Below are 20,548 nucleotides of genomic sequence, written 5' to 3' on the forward strand. Positions count from 1 at the left end.
AACAGATAACAACACTATGTCAGGTTGAAATAAAGACTGGCCAGATTCAATAAATTATGTGCTATACCCTGAAACTGTCATCCGGTCGTTGCAATACCTCGTCCTGCATTTCGGTCAGAAGCTTTTCACTGTCAATAAGTACAGCTTTACTTTGCCGGTATTCAATGGCAACGTAATCAATCCAGGCAATAACTGATTTTTGAGGAACATGAGCCAGTAACCAAAGCAGTACCTTTCGGTCGATCTCATCGAGTTTGAAGAACTCCAGCTTTTCGTTTTCCATGAGTCAAATACGTGTAACGGTTACTCAATTTACTACTAACAAATTTATAATCAAGGCGTTTAATGTTTGCTCCGATAAAATCAGCATTTTATATCACCGTTATTTTATATGTTATACCATTTTATAACCAACGGTAACCCTGTTACTTTTTCTCCCACACCCAATCACTACTCCCATGCCTGGCAACCAGAAGCCAGCAGCTTGTAACTTTATATATAGTTTTACAGGTATAGCCCCCGTTGTGCTTTTAAATTACCCTGCGCTCCTTAGTTTTGTTGCATGGTTCAACTCCAAAATATAGGCGTAATAAAGTCAGGCAAACGACTGTTCGAAAATCTTAATTGGACGATCGGTTCGCAGGAGCATTGGGTGGTGTGTGGCGACAATGGCAGTGGTAAAACGCTGTTGCTGGAATTACTGGCAGGAGTAACACATCCCGTGCAGGGTGAAGTGATTTACGATTTTATACAGGGCAGCAGCTGGGATGAACGGTATGCCGAGCGCAAAAAGAAAATACTATATATACCGGCGCATGCCATACAAACCTTTCTGAAGAACCAGGAGTTGTTTTACCAGCAACGCTATTATTCGATCGGGGATGAGCGTATTCCATGCGTGCGCGATCTGTTTGGCGATGATGTACACCGCCTGCATATATTAGATTTTCCACCGAGTTTTAATATTGACCGCCTGCTCGATCTCGAAGTAACACGACTCTCCAACGGACAGTTAAAGAAAGTGTTGATACTGAAAAGTCTGGTGCATGCGTTGCCCAATCTTCTGTTGCTCGATTATCCCTTCGAGGGATTGGATCATGGAAGTCGGGAGGATCTTATTTCATTTCTCGATCACCTTGCACACACACAGGGTATTTCGATTGTGGTTGCAGATCATGAGCATCACTTGCCGGCTGTGATCAACCGGAAACTTGTGTTGAAGAATGGTGCTATACATGCTATAGCGGAAGTAGTATCTCAAAACGAATTACCTCCACCGCCCATTACATCATTACCTGCAGGCAATGGTATAGCCGTGGTGGAGATGAAGAACGTTACCATCCGGTATGGTGAACGTGATATTATCCGCGATCTGAACTGGACTATATATAAAGGCGAACGCTGGGCACTTACAGGACCAAATGGTTCGGGTAAAACAACACTCTTCAGTTTGATCTTTGCAGATCACCCCATGGCCTATAGCCAGCAGGTATATTTGTTTGGTAAACGCAGAGGCAGTGGTGAATCAATATGGGATATCAAACGCAGAATCAATTACCTCGGCCCGGAGCTGTCGAGCTACCTGAGTCCGCAGCACATTACCATGACGGGTCACGAATATATACTGGAGCAACATCGGGGAGTATCGCGACAGAAGCTAAATGATATCGTTACGTATTTTGAAGCAGACGCTTTTCTCAGCAAGCCTGTGAAACATTTGTCGTCAGGACAACTGCAATTGATGCTCATCATCAGCGTACTTTTAACTGATAAAGAATTACTGTTGCTGGATGAACCTTTCCAGTTTCTTGACCCCATTGCGAAAGAACGCGTGAGCCGTTATTTGCAGGAGCATCTTCATGCAGACACAACGCTGGTATTGATCACGCACTACGAACGCGACATGGCCCGCTGGACGCAGCACCGGCTTCATATCGGTTAACCGTTGTCCGTTAATCGTTACACGTTACCCGAAACGTCCATTAACGATTAACTTGTAACGGATAACGGCTAACGTAACGACCAGCGTTCCCCGAACTTTTACCTGTCGGTTTGCGTACTTATTGGTGATTGATATATTTACATCTTTCAATAAAATATATGGCACTCAGTGCAAAACAAATAGAGAAGATATCGAAGGCGTTGGGAGATACCAACCGCCTGAAGATACTTCAGCATATCTCGAAAAAGGGTGGCTGTGGCCATTGTTCGCAGATACAGGAAGAAATTGACCTGGCACAGCCTTCTGTGAGCCACCACATCAAAGTTTTGATTGAAGCCGGCTTAGTAGAGCCTGAAAAAGAGGGCAGAAATCACAAATATATCCTGAATGAGAAGCTGCTGAAGGAATACACAGGCTGCATTAATCAATTTAAATTCGTGTGACGAAAATTTTTTCTGAAAATATATTGAAGAATTTCAATGTATCGATGAACTAAAGAGACGCACTTTCGCTTTTAGCAATACAAAGCCTGAAAATCCGGGCTCTTTTTTTAGAATGATATATCGAAATATTTAAATGTATTAATTAAACCACATTCATTCCTATGAGTACCAAAATCGCCTTTAACGCTTATGAGCTGGGAGAAACAACCTTAAGCAACCGCATTGTGATGGCTCCGATGACGCGCCTTCGTGCCATTAATAATATTCCCAATGCATTGATCGCTTCTTATTACGGACAGCGTGCTGCAGCCGGCCTTATTATTTCAGAAGGTGTTTCTCCTTCACCCAACGGACTTGGGTATGCGCGTATGCCGGGTCTCTTTTCGGAAGAACAAGTAAAAGGCTGGAAACTCGTTACAACCGCCGTGCATGAAAAGGGCGGAAAAATCTTCGCGCAGTTAATGCACGCAGGCCGTATCGGTCACCCCTTGAACTTGCCGCAAGGAGCACGGTTGGTAGCGCCTTCTGCCATTGCTGCTGCCGGCGAAATGTGGACTGACCAGGAAGGCAAAAAAGAACATCCGGTTCCACAGGAATTAACACCGGCACAACTGGAAGAAACCAAAAATGAATTTGTGCAGGCTGCGAAGAATGCGATCGAAGCAGGATTCGATGGCGTGGAACTTCACGGTGCCAACGGCTATTTACTCGAACAATTCCTTTCGCCTTTCTCCAATACACGTACCGATAATTATGGTGGCAGCATCGAGAACAGAGCCCGCTTTGTGTTGGAAGTAGCAGCAGCCGTTGCACTCGCGATTGGTCGCGAAAAAGTAGGTATCCGTCTTTCGCCATACGGAGCACACAACGCCATGCCATACTACGCAGAGGTTGATGCTACCTATACTTACCTCGCTGAAAAACTAAACGACATCGGGCTGGTATATATTCACCTGGTTGATCATAGTGCGATGGGAGCACCGGAAGTTCCGCTGAGTATCAAGAAAGTGATTCGCGAAAAATTCAAGAATACGCTGATTCTGAGCGGAGGCTATACATTGGCCCGCGCAGAAGAAGATCTGGCTTCACGCTCTGCTGATCTTGTAGCGTTTGGCAGACCATTTATCAGCAATCCCGATCTCGTAGAGCGTCTCCGCAAGGGATTGCCACTCAATATCAAACTGGATGTTTCCACCTTCTACTCAGCCGATGCAAAAGGTCTTATCGATTATCCTGTGTTTGAAGAGGAGAGTGTCAATGCATAACCATACATGATAGTTACTATAAATAGAAAATAATATGTCTAAAGTGAAATCTATAGCGGTAGTAGCCGCACGCGTTATACTCGGGTTGTTATACTTTGTATTCGGATTGAACTTCTTTTTCCATTTTCTTCCGATGCCGCAACCCGTGCTGAGTGAAACAGCTCAATCTTATATGACAGGATTGTTCCAGTCCGGTTATACTTTCCCGTTGATAAAAGTTATTGAAGTAATAACCGGAGCCTTATTACTGGTGGGAGCTTTGGTACCGCTGTCGTTAGTAGTGTTGGCACCTATCAGTTTAAATATACTCTTGTATCACACCATTCTTGCACCGGAAGGAGCACCGATGGGCATTGTTATTCTCGCCCTCAATTTATTCCTGGCTTGGGCGTACCGCGATGCATACAAGTCGCTGTTCAAAGTAAAGACTGCTGCCAGTCTGTAATTCAACACTTCATTAACTTTATATACAGGCACCGTATCAGGACACTGGTACTGAACGGTGCCTTTTCTTTATTTTCCCTTCTGGCCAATCTCACCCAGGTGTGTAAACTTGAATCCCGTTTCATACTTTAATCCATAGCCCATCATTCTGTCCATGGCAATATGCGAGAATAGAATCAGGCCGATAAATTCGGTCACTATATTTCCGAGCGCATAGCCTGCCAGGCCAACAGCAATGGCTACGCCACGGTGATGGAAAAAATTATAGGTCCATGCTCCGGTGCGGGCATTGTGGAGGTATCCTAACATGCTCAAATCGGGCAAGAGAATACATGCTGCAAACCACCACCAACCTAATCCCAGCAATGGATACAGGATCAATGTTGTGAGAAACAATGCAAATTCTTCGAGTTGAATAATTTTCTTCATGCAAAAAGCCTTTTAGGAGGATGGCTCACAGCAAGATAACAGCGAGTGTGGAAAAAGAAAATCTTCTGAAAAACTCCTGACATAGGGCTGTCAGCTATAGGGTGTTGCTTTGTATGCATAAATCAGCGGTCGTATGCAATCCATCTATCAACAAATCGAAATTAACTGGCCGGTAAGGGCTTTGTTTAATTATGTGTCTGACATCAACAACAATGCCACCTGGCAAACAGAAGTTGCTGAAACAGAATGGCTCGGCCACGAGCGAAACACTTCTGGCGCGCAGTATAAAGAAGTATTGAGAGATACTGGTAACAATGCGTATGCCATTTGCCAGATCACAGAGTTTATACCCTATCAAAAGCGATCTGTGCTGACAGAGAATCAATTATTTACGGCTGCCAGCACGTGGGAGTTTGAACAGCATGAGCAACGCACCGTTATGAAGCTTACCGTGCAGGTAAGGCCGCGTTCGATGTATACACCGGTAGAGCCTTTTGCGGCTACCAAATTTTTGCACGAGCGCGCCCGCGATCTTTTCCGGTTAAAGAAAATTCTGGAGTCAGAAGAATAATTTTTTATAACTGCTGACACACCGCTGTCATATACCGGTAGTTGATTGGCACCAGAAACAAAAACCTTCATCACATGAAAATACAAGAAGTAAAACCCATCAACTTCCTTTTTTTCAGGGCAGAGACTAAGGTAAGTGAGTTATATAAGTTTTTGCCTGTCGGGCAGCAGCTTTTCAAGGAAGCCGTGCAACAACAACTGGCTATTACAGGTCCGGTGCATTGGCATTACTTCGGATTTACCGGCGATGAATCGAAGCCTTTTACACTGGAGATAGCTTTACCGGTAGCGGATGTGTCGCGCGATTATGATGGCGAGTTTCACTTCAAGCGCACGGAACTGTTTCGATGTGCTTCCATTACGCATGAGGGCGAGTGGAGTAATATTCCAGACAGTTATGGAAAGCTCATGCAGTTTATAGCCGAACATAAGCTGACTCCCAATGCAATTAATCGTGAGATATATGTGAATGCAGATTTTCACAATCCCGAAGCGAATGTGGTGGAGATACAGGTGGGGGTGGTGTAGGAGGAGATGGAAGTAAGAAGTAGGAAATAAGAAGTAAGAAGTAAGAAGTAAGAAGTAAGTATACTGATGTATGCGTAAATTATTTTAAACGTGAATAAGAACACCATGAGAAAGATAATTATACTGATCGGCATCCTGGTGGCGATGGTCGGGATGTTTATTGCGTATTCTTCACAGGGGCATACGCAACGCAAAGCAGCTCGCGAACACAAAGCGAAGCGAGAGCTGTCGGCAGTGTTTCTGTTGTTATATAGAGCTTAACATATTGTATATACATGCGCAAAATCATTTTAGGAGTAGCAGTAAGCCTCGATGGATTGATAGAAGGACCTAATGGTGAATACGATTGGTGTTTTACCGATCAGGATTATGGCATGGAAGATTTTTTGAAACGCATTGACGCAATTTTCTACGGTCGTAAAAGTTTTGAAGTTGCCAGCAACTATATATTTCCTTTGAAAAAACGCTATATATTTTCCAACACATTAGCAGAAGTTCCGGAAGAAGCAACACTTGTGCAGGGCGATGGTGTGGAGGAAGCGAAGAAGATCATGAGCCAGCCGGGTAAAGATATATGGTTGTTTGGTGGAGCAAGCCTCACTACGGCGTTCCTTCATGCAAACCTGGTGGATGAGATCTGGTTATCGATACACCCGATTGTTCTGGGTAGCGGAAAACCTTTGTTCCGCGATGTACAGGAGCGTAAATATTTTATACTTCGCGAAACGAAAACGTATAACACAGGTTTGGTCTCGGTGCTATACGAGCGAAAATAAATATAGCGCTATACCTTATGGGGTATTTCATGAATCGGCTGATCCGGGTATTTTAGTGCCACGTAAACAACCGCGCCATGAGCTCACACGAAGCCCTGATCCACCAATTCTATACTGCTTTTCAGAACCGCGACTATGCTACCATGCAGGATTGCTACCATCCACAGGCAACTTTTTCAGACCCGGTGTTTCAACACCTCAACGCTGCACAGGTAAAAGCTATGTGGCAGATGTTGCTTACTTCTGCAAAGGATATGCGTGCTTCGTTTGCGGATATCAATGTAAGTGGGAACAACGGCACCTGTACCTGGCAAGCGTGGTATATTTTTTCGAAGACGGGCCGGCCTGTGCATAACGTTATCCACGCTTCGTTTGAATTTAAAGATGGCAAGATATTTCGTCACCAGGATTCATTTAATCTTTGGCGTTGGTCGCGCCAGGCACTGGGCGTTCCCGGCTTGTTTCTGGGATGGAGCCCCATGGTTCGCAATACCATTCGCAAAAGCGCTACCTATAGCCTTGGCAAATATATGTCGGGCGAGAAGCAAGCATAAATAATACGGGTAAGCCATGCTTTTCTTCTACCTTTGCACCATGGAGCTGGAAGAAAAGGTAAAAGCAGTAGAAAGCGTATTTGAAAAACTGGATCACGACATAGCATCCTTTCAGGCGTGGTCTGATCTTCATTGTGCCTGGGGCTGTGGCAAATGTTGTTACAAAGCCGATATTGAAGCTACCATTCTTGAGTTCCTTCCCTTTGCACATTACCTCTATCAACAAGGCCTTGCCGATACCTGGTTTGAAAAACTTCGCACAGGCGATACCTCACTGTGTCTGATCCTGAACCCTGCACAAAATGGAGCCGGGCTATGTTCGGAGTATAAACACCGCGGATTGATCTGCCGGTTATTTGGTTATTCAGCCCGCACCAACAAGTATGGGCGGTCTGAACTTGTAACATGCCAGATTATCAAGACGGAGCAAGTTGAAAATTACCAGCGCGCCGCACATCGCATTGAGCAGGGAGAAAGGCTGCCCATCATGAGCAATTACTACATGCAGCTCCACGCGATTGACTTCGAGCTGGCACGGGATTTTTTCCCGATCAACGAAGCTATTAAACGAGCGATAGAAGTTATATTGCATTACTATGCATACAGATCGTAGCATATCAGTTGGAAGAAGTTTGCTGGTTACACTTCTTGTTCTCTGTACAACCATGCTGGTTGCCCAGCCAGCAGATTCATTAAGCTCAAAGCCTTTTCAACATTACTGGACCAGACAACGACTTGTTCCCAAGATCGGTGCAGGCATGCAAGACCGCGCTTTTGTTGAAGCAGGTTTATACTGGCAGAATATATATAAACATCCGCTAAGCCTCGCCTCGAAGGGGCCGTATATGACGGTAGATATATTTGTAGATAACAGCAACCTGCTGTTAGGCCCCAAGGCCGGATACGAATTTACAGCCGGTATATTCGGTGCCGCAGTGGATATGACGTATTTCATCGATCATAATTATAATAGCGAAGGAGCCAACCGGCAGTCGTGGGTGGTGACGCCTAAGGTAGGACTTACCATTCTCGGCTTTGCCGATATTTTTTATGGATACCAGATTCCCATCTCAAGCACCGAGATTACATCGATCTATCGGAACCGCTTCTCGCTGGTGTTCAATCTCAACCGCGATTATTTTAATTTGAAGGAAGCTCCCCGCAGGTGATTAGTCCAAGGAGATCTTCGCGACCACTTCTTTTAAAAGGCTTTCGGTTACAACGGTAATCTGGGGTAACGCAAAGTTTACAGGACGGTTAGCAGTCCGCTCGGAAGTTTTCATCCGGAACAAGGTGAACATAACGATCAACGCCACCACAATGCCAATGAGGAGGGTAAACTCGCGATATGTAAAGCGTCTTTTCACGGAACTCTTCTTTACGAATGCTGTGCCAGCACCAAAAACCAGCTTTTTGGTCTGATTATTGGGTTTGATGCGTAAAGAGCGTTCAGTTGCGTACATAACCGATGGGTATTTTCGTACAGAGATTACCCGTTTTATCTGGAAAGGTTACTGTCGATTGGCCAGAAAAGATTAACATAACGGGTTTGATCTCTTTTATGGCTAGATTTGTTAAAGTATAAACTGAAGAAGAACGTTCTCACGAGGATGAACAATAAAAAAATGGATCACATGAGAAAAATGGGAATAATGGCTGCAGCCATCGCGGGCTTGGTGGCAATCACTTTGATGACATCGATGGGCCAATCGAGTCACACAGCAGAGGGCCCCGTGCATTGGATGACATTCGAGCAAGCGATGCAAAAGTCCAAGACAACCAAGCGACCGATTTTCATCGATGTATATACCGACTGGTGCGGATGGTGCAAGGTGATGGATAAGAACACCTTCAGTGATCCGAAAGTAGCGCAGTTGCTGAACGAGAAATTTTATCCGGTAAAATTCAATGGTGAGCAACGCGAAGATGTAGTGTTCAACGGAACTACATTCAAGTTTATAGAGAGTGGCAGAAGCGGCTATCACCAACTGGCAGCAGCGTTACTGAATAACCAGATGAGCTACCCAACGGTGGTTTTCCTGGATGAAGATTTCCGGATGATTCAACCACTCCCTGGCTACCGGCAGGCGCCTGAGTTTCACATGATTGCCCAATTCATTGGTGAAGGGCACTACAAAAATACCAAGTGGGAAGACTGGCAGAGTAAATATAAGTCGCCTTTCTAGGTGCTAACACTGGAATAATGAAGAACAGCACCACTGTAAAACAAAAAAGCCTTGATGCCGCAGCATCAAGGCTTTATATTTTATAGCGACTGATCTGCATTAATCTTTCTTCTGTTCCTTCTTTGTTTTAAGGAAGTCGATGTAGCCCAGGGCAGTAGCAAAACCTACCAACACTGCTACAATTGCGATAAAAATATTAGCTCCGTCTCCGATGAACTGTTGAAACATGGTGTGTAATTGTTTAACGAGAGCAAAGGTATAAGTTGCACCCTAACCGTGAAAGGATTTGTTTGTAAAAATTAATTATCAGAAAATAAGAAAAAGCAGAGTGCGTTGCTGAAGAATATAGCGTTCAAATCGTTCTATGCAAACGATGTAGGTGACCTGTTTAGGTTTATATTTTTCTGCGAATCTTTTTCTTGCTGAAATAAAAATTCAAACCACCCAGTATAATCAGTCCAGCCAGTATGAAAAGCACGATGAACAGACGACTGTTGCGCAGCTCCAGTTGTGTGATCTCATCCTGTTGCTTCAACATATCATACTCCTTCTCTTTCTGTTGAAACTCCATGATCATTTCCATCTGTGCAATGTTGCGTGAACTCTCTTCACCGTAGATCTTCTCGCGAACCTCATCATACCTGGCGAATGACTCATACGCCTCTTTCCACTTGCCCTCGTTGGAGTAATTTTCGGCTTGCGTTTTATAAATGGCAGGCTGAAAGGAATATGCCTGCAACTCATCGCACAGAGTAAGGGCTTCTGTCAGATATACTTGTGCTGGCTTTGGCTGCTTCGCTTTGGTGTAGGTAATGCCCATGTTCACCAGAATGTTAAGCGCTCCCAGCTTGTTGTTGTTCTTGCGTTCCAGTTCAAGCGCCTTTTCATATTGTTCTACAGCGCGCTGATAATTATTCTGCCGAAAGTACAGATTGCCCATGTTCATCAACGGGTCGGCATACAGGCTTCCTTTCTTCTCACTCAGTTGGGCCGCCTGCTGGAAATAGTTCATCGCTTTTTCGTATAACTGTATCTCGCTGTGCAAGTTACCGAGGTTGTTCATCGAGCGGATGATCTTGTCTTCATCCTTCATTTCCACAAACAGGGTATAGGAATCTTCCAGGTATTTCATAGCCTGGCCGAAGTCGCGCTTCATGGAATAGATCGTGGCGATGTTGTTCTTGGTAGTAGCGATACCTTCTTTATTGTTCAGCGACTCGTATGTGCGTAATGAAGTGAGGTAATACTCCAGCGCCTTGTCCAGTGCGCCCTGCGTTTTATATGCGATACCTAAATTATTATAGGCTGCTGCCAGACCTTTTTTATCGTTGATCTCGGTGGCAAGGTTAAGCGCTTCACGTGCATAGCCTACTGCTTTGGCCGGATCGTTCTCATGATATTTCCGGAACATTTCGTTCAGTGCCTTCACCCTGTATTGATTCTTCGCAGTGTCAAGCGCAGCCTGAAGACTATCGGTCTGTGCCCATCCACACAAGGGCATAGCAACACAGAGCAGTAGCAGGGAGAGCGTTTTGTGGGTCATAAGTAGTTGTAAATAGCAACGATAAAAGTAAGAAATATTTGGAAGCGGGAAGCGCATTTCTGCCGTTAACGTAAATGTTATTCAGTCGCTCATTAGCTTTGCACATCTTTCCATAAACCTCAATAACCCTGTATGAAACATCTTTACTTTCTTGTTCTTGCAACCATCAGTATATTTCCGCAAGCCCGGGCTCAGAAACTAACGCCCGAACAGCAGGCTGTAAAGCAGGTGATAACCAACCTCTTCCTCGGCATGGAGAAAGGCGATAGCGCGTTAGTACATTCAACTTTTTCCAGTGAAATTACCATGGCTACCGTAGCGCGCGATAAGGCAGGTAATCCCATTTTACACCGCGAATCATCGCTCGATGGATTTCTGAAAGCCGTAGGCACACCGCATAAAGAGGTATGGTATGAAGAGATCTGGAATCTGCAGATACAGATCGATGGCGACTTTGCACAAGCCTGGTGCGACTATGCATTTTATCTCGACAAAACCTTTAGCCACTGCGGTGTAGATGCCTTTCATCTCCACAAGGGCAAAGATGGCTGGAAGATATTTCACCTGGCCGATACGCGCAGGAAAGCAGGTTGTGAAGTGCCTAAAGCCATCGAGAACAAGCACAAGTAGCGCCGTTGCTCACATTGTATTGCTGCTGGTATATCTTTTTAGCGCCTCATTTGTTTACCAGGATATACAACGCTATACATGGCCTTACTCGAATTTACCGGCAGCGGAATTTACTGCCCGCAGGCAAACGTCTATCTCGATCCGTGGAAACCAGTGGATCGTGCCCTGATCACACATGGCCACTCCGACCATGCGAGCTGGGGCCACAAATATTACCTGTGTACATCATCTGCGGCACCGGTGATTCGCCACCGGTTAAAACTCGATACCATCGAAACAGCCGACTATGGCAAGCCGGTATATATAGCGGGCGTGCAGTTTTCGTTTCATCCGGCAGGCCATATACCGGGCTCGGCACAAATCCGTGTGGAACACAATGGCGAAGTATGGGTATTTACCGGTGATTATAAGCTGGAGCCGGATGGACTTTCAGAACCTTTTGAGTTAGTGAAGTGCCACACGTTTATCACTGAATCTACATTTGGGTTACCGGTATATAACTGGCGGCCGCAGCGTGAAATTTTCGATGAGATCAATGCCTGGTGGAGGCAGAACCAGGCCGAAGGTAAAGTATCGGTATTGGCAGGATATACATTGGGAAAGAGTCAGCGGCTGCTCAGAAATATAGATTCATCCATTGGTAAAATTATAGTGCATGGAGCTGTAGATGCTGTGAACCAGGTGATGCGACAGCAAGGTATATCGCTGCCGGAGACACATCGTGTAACGAAGGAAAGCAAGAAGCAGGATTTTGCAGGAGCGCTGGTACTATGCCCGCCATCTGCTGTAGGCTCACCGTGGATACGTCGGTTTCTTCCATACTCGCTCGGCATTGCTTCCGGGTGGATGCGCCTGCGTGGTGCTCGCAGAAGGAGGGGTGCCGACAGAGGTTTTGCGCTATCCGATCATGTTGACTGGAAAAGTCTGAATACGGCTGTAAAAGAAACAGGAGCCGAACGGGTTTTTGTAACACACGGTTATTCTGAAGTGTTCTCGCATTGGCTGAACGAAACCGGCATCGAAGCGCACCCGGTAAAAACAACGTACGAAGGTGAGTTGGGTGAGATGATAGAAGGTACAGACAAAGCCGTAACCGAAGAAGGTATTTCCTTGGCTGATAATATCGAATCATGAACAAATTACATTTCGATATAGCAGTCATCAACACATTCTGCGTATAGCCCAGACCGTAATGAAGAACTTTGCAAAGCTTTTCACTGATCTCGATCGCACCACCAAAACACTTGGCAAGATCAAGGCGTTGATCGATTACTTTCAAAAGGTTTCAGATCACGACAAGCTGTGGTCTATAGCATTGCTTTCGCATCGCCGGCCTAAACGAACCATCAACACAACGTTATTGGGTACGTGGGCGTCCGGGCTGTCGGGTTTTCCTCCCTGGTTATTTTTAGAATCGTATGCCGTAGTAGGAGATCTCGCCGAAACCATAACCTTGTTGCTTCCCGAGCCGCAGGAACTATCAGACGAATCGCTCACGTACTGGATCGGTTTCATTCGCGCACTTGAACCGCTAACGATCGAAGAGAAAAAAGAAAAAGTTCTCTGGGCCTGGAACAGACTCGATCAAACCGAACGCTTCGTATTCAATAAACTTATTACCGGAGGTTTTCGCATGGGCGTATCCCAACAACTCATGGTAAAAGCACTGGCAAAACATACTGGCACACGTGAAAATATAGTGGCGCACAAACTGATGGGAAACTGGTCGCCCGATGTTGGAAGCTTTGCAGAATTACTTTTGTCAGAAGAGCAGAAAGATATATCCAAGCCGTATCCGTTTTATCTCGCGTATGCTTTGGAAGAAGATGTGAGTATATTGGGAAACCCGCATGAATGGTTTGCCGAACACAAGTGGGATGGTATACGCGGACAAATCATCATTCGCGATCGTCAGCTGTTTGTATGGTCGCGTGGAGAAGAACTTGTTACCGATAAATATCCGGAGTTTGCTACCCTGCTCGATGTACTTCCCGATGGCACGGTAATCGATGGTGAAATATTGCCCTATAAAGACGATCGTCCCTTGTCATTCAATCATCTTCAAACCCGTATCGGAAGAAAAACACTCAGTGCAAAATTGTTGAAAGAAGTGCCGGTATCATTTATCACATACGATATACTTGAGTGGCAGGGAGAAGATATACGCCACTGGAATATGCTCGACCGAAGAAAAAAGGTAGAAGAGATTTGTGCCAATCCTCATCCCGTGCTTCGTCTTTCGCCACTGGTATATTTTGAAACCTGGCAGCAACTGGCGGAAGAGCGTGCTCGTGCGCGCGACCTGTTCAGCGAAGGCATCATGCTGAAACGAAAAGAATCTGTTTATCGAAACGGCAGAAGAAGAGGCGACTGGTGGAAATGGAAGATCGATCCGTTTACAGTAGATGCGGTAATGATTTATGCCATGCATGGTGCAGGCAGACGTGCCAATTTATATACCGACTATACATTTGCCGTGTGGGATGGCGATCAGCTTGTTCCCTTCACCAAAGCCTATAGCGGACTTACCGATAATGAGATTCGCGAAGTAGACCGCTGGATAAAGCAAAACACTGTAGAACGCTTTGGCCCCGTACGCAGTGTAAAACCTGAGCTCGTTTTTGAAATAGCCTTTGAAGGTATAGCCAAATCAACCCGTCATAAATCCGGTATTGCGTTGCGCTTCCCGCGCATCCGCCGGTGGCGCAAAGACAAACCTGCAGCAGAAGCCGACCAGTTAGAGAACTTGCGAAAACTATTGTGAAATGGCCTCTGGCTAAGAGCTGCTAGCGGTGTGTGCGTGATTGGGAGTGAAGTGTTTTGACTTCGTCATTCATTTAATAGTTAACGTGTAACGCATAACGGCTCACATCCAGCAGCTGGCGGCCGCTTCCTCCGTTTTCTGTCATTCATAAATTGCCTTTCCCGGGTATGCGCTCACTAAACCCAACAAACTTTTGTAACTTATCACCATGCTCCGTTACATCGTTATATCCTTGTTACTGCTTCCGGTATATGTTGAAGCACAAAATCAGCCGCAAGATGAAATACGGATGAGTATTTTCTTTGGTGGTGGCAGTTATGAGATTGATGAATCACAAGCCACAGACCTGTACGAATGGCTCGACTCTATTCCCAACCTGCTGGAGAAATACCAGATTCATTTGATCAGTCACACCGATCCGGTCGGAGGCAGAGAGTTCAACGAATGGCTTTCCAAAATGCGCAGCGGTTCTGTTCAAAATCTGCTGTTGCAAAAAGAAATCCCGGAGCATAAGATTACTATCAAAGACTGGGGACTTGAAAATCCGGTTTATAGCAACCAGACCTATTCGGGCATGCAGATGAACAGGCGCGTAGATGTGATCTTGTATCCGGTGGTTTTTTAGTATCGATAGTATTCAATCAATCTCTGTCCGATTTAGGACACCGTTTTGCACAAGCGGACGAATCATTTCCAGTCAGAATCCCATTTCCACTCATCCTGTGCACAAAAGGTCATTGGCACATTGTTCGCAAAGGGCTGAAGTAATCTGTGCAACGTTTGTTTTTGCCAGGTGACTTTATCAACACGCTATGATTAAACTACGCGATATCGACAAGTACGTGGATTCACGGTTCCAGCGCACTTTTATCCTGAAAGGTGTAAACCTCGATGTTGAACAGGGAGAATTTCTAACCATCATGGGCCCCAGCGGTGCCGGTAAATCTACACTAATGAACATCATCGGTATGCTGGACGAGGCCTCTGCAGGAGAATATTACTTCTTCGATGAGCCCGTACACAAGATGAAAGAGAAGCAGAAGTCTGACATGCACAAAAACTATATCGGCTTCATCTTCCAGGCCTATCACCTTATTGATGAATTAACGGTATATGAAAATATAGAAACACCCCTGCTGTATAAGGGTGTAAGCGGCAGCCAGCGCAAAAGTATGGTAGCAGAAATGCTCGACCGCTTTAACATGGTGGCGAAGAAAGATCTTTTCCCCGAACAACTCAGCGGCGGACAACAACAACTTGTGGGTATAGCACGCGCCATTGTTGGTCAGCCAAAATTATTGCTGGCTGATGAACCTACCGGTAACCTGCACTCTGATCAGGGCAAGCAGATCATGGAAATTTTCAAGAAGCTGAACGATGAAGGCATCACCATCATTCAGGTGACACATTCGGAAGAGAATGCACAATACGGCAAGCGCATTGTACGTGTAGGAGACGGCGCCATTGTGGCCGATGAGAAAGTAATGGTAAATGCACAATAAGATGAAGAGACTTTTAGCATATATACTCTGCGGTATAGGCTTTACAGTACATGCTCAGTTGCAGCAGACACAACCTGTGGCTACCCTTACTTTTAAAGACGCTGTAAAGATTGGCCTGGAGAACAACGTGGTGTTGAACCAGCAGAAAAATCAGCTGGAATATACCCAACTGAATAAAGCCTCGAGTTTGTTGCAACTCGGCCCCAGTGTACAGGCACAGGGAAGCGCCTATCGTAACGATGGTAACTCTTTCAACCAGAACCGTGGTGAGGTAGTAAACGGTGTGATCGACTATGTAAATGGTTCGATCAGTGCCAGCATGCCTGTGTTCAACGGATTGATGTATGTGAACTATTATCGTCAGGCGAACAACGTTAACGAAGCGCAACTCCATAAAGTAAATCGCTCTACGCAGGATGTAATCCGTGATATTTCAAACCAGTTTTTGCAATGTCTGCTCGATTTGCGTCTGGTGCGCATCAATGAAGAAAACGTGCATACGCAAAAGGTTCAATACGATCAGATCAAAGCCCAGGTAGACGTTGGCAGTAAAGCCGAAGCCGATCTGTATAACCAGGAGTATCAGGTAAAAAACGCAGAACTCACGTTGGTGAGAGCGAGAAATACATTTAAGAATGATAAGGCTACATTGGCGCTGACGCTGCAGGTAGACCCATTGTCGTTTGAGATTGCCGATGTTGACTGGGATATGAACACTGTTATGATCGACAGCCTGTCGCTCCAGGAAATGTATGCTACGGCGATTGACCGGAGAAGCGATCTGAAGCAAGCCGGGTATACTCAGAAGGCCGCACGCTTCGGGTACTCGGCACTGAAAGGTAAATATCTGCCAAGCATCTATTTTGGTGGTTCTTATGGATCGCGCTATAACTATGTGCATGGGGAATCGAACCGATCATTCAACGATCAGTTTGCCAAAGACAATACGCAGCTCAGTTACGGTTTTAGCTTAACCATACCAATCTACAACGGCTTACTGTACCGCTCGCAGGTGGCACAAACCAAGGTTACGTACGAGAATGCGAAGATTCAGCAAAAGAATGTCGAAGTAACCGTGCAAACCGATGTGATCCGTGCTTTTCAGAATTTTAACGATGCCAAAACAAACTACGAAGCTGCCAGTGCTCAGCTTCGGGCAGCCGAAACTTCCTACAAAATGGAGCGTGAGCGCTATGAGTTGGGTATAACTGACATCACGCAGGTTACGGTTTCGACACAGGCCTATGTAAAAGCACAAAGCGATTTTGAGAGTTCAAAATTTACGCTCATGTTCCAGCGGTTGTTGATCAACTATGCAATTGGAACACTTAAATTTGAAGATATTCCATAAAGATTTTTCCCAACCCCCTGAAAACCCTTGCTGGCAACTTGCCAGCGGGGTTTTTTAGCTTTAAGGCTGTAAACTTTTAACCTTGTAGAGAATAGCTGATCATAATTACGTACCTTTGCACCCCTGTTCGGTTGAATGGGGCCTTGAGCACTTTGCTCAGGGAAATGTAAAACAAAGTTGCAACAGCGATGTCCGGTTGTTGCATGTATACACAAGGGCAATTACAATGGCGAAAGCACAAAAACCTGGTAGCAATCCCAGAAGACCTGCTTCAACGAATGAACCTGTTAAAGGTGGTATTTCGAAAGCAAAAAAGATGGACGTTGACGAAGATGATCCGTTGGCAGAAATCAGATCTTCTCAAAAAGAAGAAATCACTACTGAAGCCATCCCGGTTTCGGAATTAAAGAAAGCGAAGTACGAAAAACAAATCCCTGGTCAGTTCGACTTTGAAGCATTCGACTCTAAAGGTTTTGGAGAAGGATATTCAAAAGAGAAGCGCGCGGAGATGGAGAAAATGTACTCCGGCACGGTTACATCTGTTAACACAGGTGAAGTAGTGAAAGGTACCGTTGTAGGTATCAACGACCGCGATGTGATCCTGAACATCGGCTTCAAGTCAGATGGTCTTGTACCGCTGGCTGAATTCAAGGAAATGACTAACCTGAAAATAGGTGATGTAGTTGATCTCTTCATTGAAGAGCGTGAAAACGCAATGGGTCAGCTCGTACTCAGCCGCAGAAAAGCGAAGCTGGTAAAAGGTTGGGAATATGTACAAAATGCATTGGATAAAGATGAGGTAATCGAAGGTTTTGTAAAACGCAGAACCAAAGGTGGTCTTATCGTAGATGTATTCGGAATCGAGGCATTCTTGCCAGGCTCACAAATCGATGTGAAGCCTATTCGCGATTTCGATGTATATGTAAACAAGAACATCGAAGTGAAAGTGGTGAAGATCAACTACACCAACGACAACGTAGTTGTATCGCACAAAGTACTGATCGAGAAAGACCTCGAACAGCAGAAGGCCGCTATTCTTACCAACCTCGAAAAAGGTCAGGTATTGGAAGGTGTTATCAAGAACATGACAAACTTCGGTGTGTTCATCGATCTTGGTGGCGTAGACGGACTTCTCCACATTACCGATATCAGCTGGGGCCGCATCAACCATCCGGAAGAAGTACTCAAGCTTGATCAAACCGTTAAAGTGGTTGTGCTTGACTTCGATGAAGACAAGAAGAGAATTTCATTGGGTATGAAGCAACTCACAGCTCATCCTTGGGATGCACTGGCTGCTGATATCCAGGTAGGTTCTAAAGTAAAAGGTAAGATCGTTAACGTGGCTGACTATGGTGCATTCCTTGAATTGCAACCAGGTGTTGAAGGCCTGATCCATGTAAGTGAAATGAGCTGGTCACAGCACTTGCGTAACCCGCAAGACTTCATGAAAGTGGGTGACGAAGTTGAGGCTGTTGTATTGACACTCGATCGCGAAGAACGCAAGATGTCACTTGGTATCAAGCAACTTACTGAAGATCCTTGGACACGCCAGGATGTTCTTACTAAATATGCTGTTGGTACGAAACACAAAGGAATCGTTCGTAACCTTACCAACTTCGGTCTCTTCATTGAGCTTGAAGAAGGTATTGATGGTCTTGTACACGTATCAGACCTGAGCTGGACGAAGAAGATCAAGCATCCTTCTGAATTCGTGAAAGTAGGAGAGTCTATGGAAGTACAAGTACTTGAACTTGATGCTGCTAACCGCAGATTGGCATTGAGCCACAAGCACCTCGAAGAGAATCCTTGGGATACATTCGAAACTGTGTTTACAATCGGTTCAGTACACAAAGCCACTATCATTAACAAGAACGATAAAGGCGCTGTACTTGAATTGCCGTACGGTATCGAAGGTTTCGTAGCTGCCAAGAACCTAGCGAAAGAAGACAACAGCAAAGCTGAAGTGGGAGAATCACTCGACTTCAAAGTGCTGGAGTTCTCTAAAGACGACAGAAGAATTGTATTGTCGCACAAAGCGATCTGGTCTGCAGAAGAAGAGAAACCTGCAGCCGGTGCAAAAGGTGGCAAGAAAGCTCCTTCAAAAGGTGCATCGATCCAGTCTATCAACCAGCAGACTGAAAAGTCTACACTGGGAGATCTTGAAGCGTTAAGCGCGCTGAAAGAGAAGATGTCTGGTGGTGAGTCAAAAGCTGAATAAGCACGACTATATATTGAAAAAGGTGACTGAAATCTTCAGTCACCTTTTCTTTTAAAACACGGTTGTAATCACGATTGATTTTTATAGTTTTGTGCCTTGTAAAGAACACACTCACACGCGAAGGAAGTAAATCACACAACTTATGGTCTCGTGGCCGAGTGGCTAGGCTGAGCTCTGCAAAAGCTCCTACAGCGGTTCGAATCCGCTCGAGACCTCTCAAAGCCTTGAATCTGCAAAGATTTGAGGCTTTTTCATTTCATTAGTAAACTTCCAAGCAATCACTTCCGACGCCTGATGTGAAGGTAGGAAATAATGTGCATTAAAAGGAATTCGAGTGTAATGCTTAATTTTTTTACAAGCGCATGAGGAGCCTCCCTATTATTACAGCTTATGTCAGTTCACAGTATATATACTACATATCTATCGCGCAATATCAGGAGGATGTGAGTCATGGTATCAATCAAGTGAGATGCCTAAATGATTGACTACTTTGTCATTCGCCTTCGGCAGGTGACTTTTTTGTTTTATAAATAGGCGACAGAGCTCTTCGGCCGCGGACGAAAATCGGTTAACGCGCCACCCGTTCGAAGTCTCTCATTTTTTGAGGCGGATGGCCATGCCATTTTTTGAAGCTGTGGATAAACGCAACCGGTTCGGAGTAGCCCAGCACCGATGCAATGTCGGTGATGGTGAACGGTCGTGGAGCATCAGCAGACAGTTTATAGGTCATCGATAATCTGGCGGAAGGTGGTTTTTTCGACCACGAGGCGGTGTTGAAAGATGCGCGCGTTCAGGTTAAAGAATCCGGCCAATACTTTATTATGAATCTTGCCTCAACGCAGACCATCGCTGCGTGGGTGCGGGTATATGTATAGTTTGTATTTTGAACGTGCATCAAAGCATATATTTAAGGACGCCGTAATTTTTTTCTTGAATGTCTGAAGCTGGCAACGAGTTGAACAAAAAAAGACGATGCAACAGTTAATTGGCTTGGTCCATGAGCATCAACCCTCACAGGTAATTCAAGTTAGCGCAGTGTACACAGCGATTTATGAGCCGCGTTTTTCCCGTCAGTGGGTGGTAGTTCTATCACCCACTTTTTTTACATAGTATGGAAAGACTCCAAGTATATATGATTATTGTCCATAGCTTACACGTTCAAGTGAAGCTATTTCAGGTAACGACATTACTTTATTTTTTCAATTTTCGGCGACCTGTTGGTGGGTTCCAATTGAATCCAATACCATCAAGGAGATCGTATCGATCCTTCGAAATACTCCCTGCATGGTAGGCTTCCCGTTGATGTTTCGCCCAGGTGTGTAAGGGGCGATATTCTGTCGTTGTCGTTGGTATTTGAAGATGTCCGAATTTCTTTTTGAAAGTTACAAGCTCTTGAAATTTTT

Annotated in this window: 25 protein-coding genes and 1 tRNA gene; 20 read left to right on the forward strand and 6 right to left on the reverse strand. The window is 45.1% G+C overall.

The genetic code is table 11. The features are described from left to right. Positions 1–61 precede the first annotated feature (61 nt). Positions 62–283 carry a hypothetical protein gene (locus V7Q33_RS15155; protein WP_331976980.1) on the reverse strand — a complete coding sequence of 74 codons (222 nt, stop codon included), beginning with the start codon at positions 281–283 and terminating at the stop codon, positions 62–64. Positions 284–562: 279 nt separating this feature from the next. Between V7Q33_RS15155 and V7Q33_RS15160 the strand changes: the two genes are divergently transcribed. From V7Q33_RS15160 to V7Q33_RS15175, 4 genes are all read left to right on the forward strand, one after another. Continuing rightward, entirely contained in the window at positions 563–1,942 is a 1,380-nt protein-coding gene (locus V7Q33_RS15160; RefSeq protein WP_333820371.1) for an ATP-binding cassette domain-containing protein, read from the forward strand. Between the two features lie 158 nt (positions 1,943–2,100). Then, a complete protein-coding gene (locus V7Q33_RS15165; protein ID WP_331976180.1) occupies positions 2,101–2,385 on the forward strand; it encodes an ArsR/SmtB family transcription factor in 285 nt (94 codons plus the stop codon). A gap of 161 nt (positions 2,386–2,546) precedes the next feature. Further along, a complete protein-coding gene (locus tag V7Q33_RS15170) occupies positions 2,547–3,650 on the forward strand; it encodes an alkene reductase (RefSeq protein WP_333820372.1) in 1,104 nt (367 codons plus the stop codon). A gap of 34 nt (positions 3,651–3,684) precedes the next feature. Then, the gene (locus V7Q33_RS15175) at positions 3,685–4,095 is read left to right on the forward strand and encodes a hypothetical protein (protein ID WP_331976176.1); all 411 of its coding nucleotides are present in this window, start codon (positions 3,685–3,687) and stop codon (positions 4,093–4,095) included. Positions 4,096–4,163: 68 nt separating this feature from the next. Here the strand turns inward: V7Q33_RS15175 and V7Q33_RS15180 are convergent, their stop codons facing one another. Then, complete coding sequence (locus V7Q33_RS15180; RefSeq protein WP_333820373.1) at positions 4,164–4,523, reverse strand: DUF4260 domain-containing protein; 360 nt, start codon at positions 4,521–4,523, stop codon at positions 4,164–4,166. A 133-nt stretch (positions 4,524–4,656) separates the two neighbouring features. Between V7Q33_RS15180 and V7Q33_RS15185 the strand changes: the two genes are divergently transcribed. The 7 genes from V7Q33_RS15185 to V7Q33_RS15215 all read left to right on the forward strand — a co-directional run bounded on the left by V7Q33_RS15185 (position 4,657) and on the right by V7Q33_RS15215 (position 8,120). Next, positions 4,657–5,094 (forward strand): SRPBCC family protein, encoded by a 438-nt coding sequence (locus V7Q33_RS15185; protein WP_333820374.1) that lies wholly within the window; start codon positions 4,657–4,659, stop codon positions 5,092–5,094. 74 nt (positions 5,095–5,168) lie between these two features. Continuing rightward, the gene (locus V7Q33_RS15190) at positions 5,169–5,621 is read left to right on the forward strand and encodes a GyrI-like domain-containing protein (protein WP_331976170.1); all 453 of its coding nucleotides are present in this window, start codon (positions 5,169–5,171) and stop codon (positions 5,619–5,621) included. A gap of 105 nt (positions 5,622–5,726) precedes the next feature. Next, entirely contained in the window at positions 5,727–5,882 is a 156-nt protein-coding gene (locus V7Q33_RS15195) for a hypothetical protein (protein WP_331976168.1), read from the forward strand. Positions 5,883–5,896: 14 nt separating this feature from the next. Further along, on the forward strand, positions 5,897–6,397 hold the full coding sequence (locus V7Q33_RS15200; RefSeq protein WP_333820375.1) for a dihydrofolate reductase family protein: 501 nt from the start codon (positions 5,897–5,899) through the stop codon (positions 6,395–6,397). Between the two features lie 77 nt (positions 6,398–6,474). Continuing rightward, the gene (locus V7Q33_RS15205) at positions 6,475–6,951 is read left to right on the forward strand and encodes a nuclear transport factor 2 family protein (RefSeq protein WP_333820376.1); all 477 of its coding nucleotides are present in this window, start codon (positions 6,475–6,477) and stop codon (positions 6,949–6,951) included. A gap of 16 nt (positions 6,952–6,967) precedes the next feature. Then, positions 6,968–7,564: a YkgJ family cysteine cluster protein gene (locus V7Q33_RS15210; protein WP_333820377.1), complete on the forward strand. Its 597-nt coding sequence runs from the start codon at positions 6,968–6,970 to the stop codon at positions 7,562–7,564. Then, positions 7,548–8,120, forward strand: coding sequence for a hypothetical protein (locus tag V7Q33_RS15215; RefSeq protein WP_331976160.1), 573 nt, complete (start codon positions 7,548–7,550; stop codon positions 8,118–8,120). Before V7Q33_RS15210 ends, V7Q33_RS15215 begins: the two co-directional genes overlap by 17 nt. Here V7Q33_RS15215 and V7Q33_RS15220 read toward each other — a convergent pair whose 3' ends face one another. Then, positions 8,121–8,414, reverse strand: a complete 294-nt coding sequence (locus V7Q33_RS15220) for a hypothetical protein (protein WP_333820378.1) — start codon at positions 8,412–8,414, stop codon at positions 8,121–8,123. It abuts the gene before it with no gap. Positions 8,415–8,585: 171 nt separating this feature from the next. On the opposite strand from V7Q33_RS15220, the gene V7Q33_RS15225 reads away from it, so the two are divergent. After that, entirely contained in the window at positions 8,586–9,137 is a 552-nt protein-coding gene (locus tag V7Q33_RS15225) for a thioredoxin family protein (protein WP_333820379.1), read from the forward strand. Between the two features lie 99 nt (positions 9,138–9,236). On the opposite strand, the gene V7Q33_RS15230 is transcribed toward V7Q33_RS15225, so the two are convergent. Continuing rightward, complete coding sequence (locus V7Q33_RS15230; protein ID WP_331973091.1) at positions 9,237–9,365, reverse strand: hypothetical protein; 129 nt, start codon at positions 9,363–9,365, stop codon at positions 9,237–9,239. Positions 9,366–9,531: 166 nt separating this feature from the next. Then, the gene (locus V7Q33_RS15235; protein ID WP_331976154.1) at positions 9,532–10,680 is read right to left on the reverse strand and encodes a tetratricopeptide repeat protein; all 1,149 of its coding nucleotides are present in this window, start codon (positions 10,678–10,680) and stop codon (positions 9,532–9,534) included. 132 nt (positions 10,681–10,812) lie between these two features. On the opposite strand from V7Q33_RS15235, the gene V7Q33_RS15240 reads away from it, so the two are divergent. The 8 genes from V7Q33_RS15240 to V7Q33_RS15275 all read left to right on the forward strand — a co-directional run bounded on the left by V7Q33_RS15240 (position 10,813) and on the right by V7Q33_RS15275 (position 19,360). Beyond that, a complete protein-coding gene (locus tag V7Q33_RS15240) occupies positions 10,813–11,310 on the forward strand; it encodes a nuclear transport factor 2 family protein (RefSeq protein WP_333820380.1) in 498 nt (165 codons plus the stop codon). 78 nt (positions 11,311–11,388) lie between these two features. Continuing rightward, entirely contained in the window at positions 11,389–12,444 is a 1,056-nt protein-coding gene (locus V7Q33_RS15245; protein ID WP_333820381.1) for a ligase-associated DNA damage response exonuclease, read from the forward strand. Positions 12,445–12,502: 58 nt separating this feature from the next. Next, positions 12,503–14,074, forward strand: a complete 1,572-nt coding sequence (locus V7Q33_RS15250; protein ID WP_331976148.1) for an ATP-dependent DNA ligase — start codon at positions 12,503–12,505, stop codon at positions 14,072–14,074. 208 nt (positions 14,075–14,282) lie between these two features. Then, on the forward strand, positions 14,283–14,699 hold the full coding sequence (locus V7Q33_RS15255; RefSeq protein ID WP_333820382.1) for an OmpA family protein: 417 nt from the start codon (positions 14,283–14,285) through the stop codon (positions 14,697–14,699). Between the two features lie 187 nt (positions 14,700–14,886). Further along, on the forward strand, positions 14,887–15,576 hold the full coding sequence (locus tag V7Q33_RS15260; protein WP_331976144.1) for an ABC transporter ATP-binding protein: 690 nt from the start codon (positions 14,887–14,889) through the stop codon (positions 15,574–15,576). Position 15,577: 1 nt separating this feature from the next. Then, entirely contained in the window at positions 15,578–16,927 is a 1,350-nt protein-coding gene (locus tag V7Q33_RS15265; RefSeq protein ID WP_331976142.1) for a TolC family protein, read from the forward strand. 226 nt (positions 16,928–17,153) lie between these two features. Continuing rightward, positions 17,154–19,145: a 30S ribosomal protein S1 gene (gene rpsA, locus V7Q33_RS15270; RefSeq protein ID WP_331976140.1), complete on the forward strand. Its 1,992-nt coding sequence runs from the start codon at positions 17,154–17,156 to the stop codon at positions 19,143–19,145. Between the two features lie 144 nt (positions 19,146–19,289). Then, positions 19,290–19,360 (forward strand) — tRNA-Cys (locus V7Q33_RS15275). Positions 19,361–20,336: 976 nt separating this feature from the next. On the opposite strand, the gene V7Q33_RS15280 is transcribed toward V7Q33_RS15275, so the two are convergent. Further along, the coding region (locus V7Q33_RS15280; protein WP_333820383.1) for a helicase associated domain-containing protein at positions 20,337–20,548 on the reverse strand (212 nt) is incomplete at its 5' end.

Origin of the sequence: Ohtaekwangia sp. (genome assembly GCF_036786105.1) — a bacterium.
Lineage (GTDB): Bacteria > Bacteroidota > Bacteroidia > Cytophagales > Cyclobacteriaceae > Ohtaekwangia.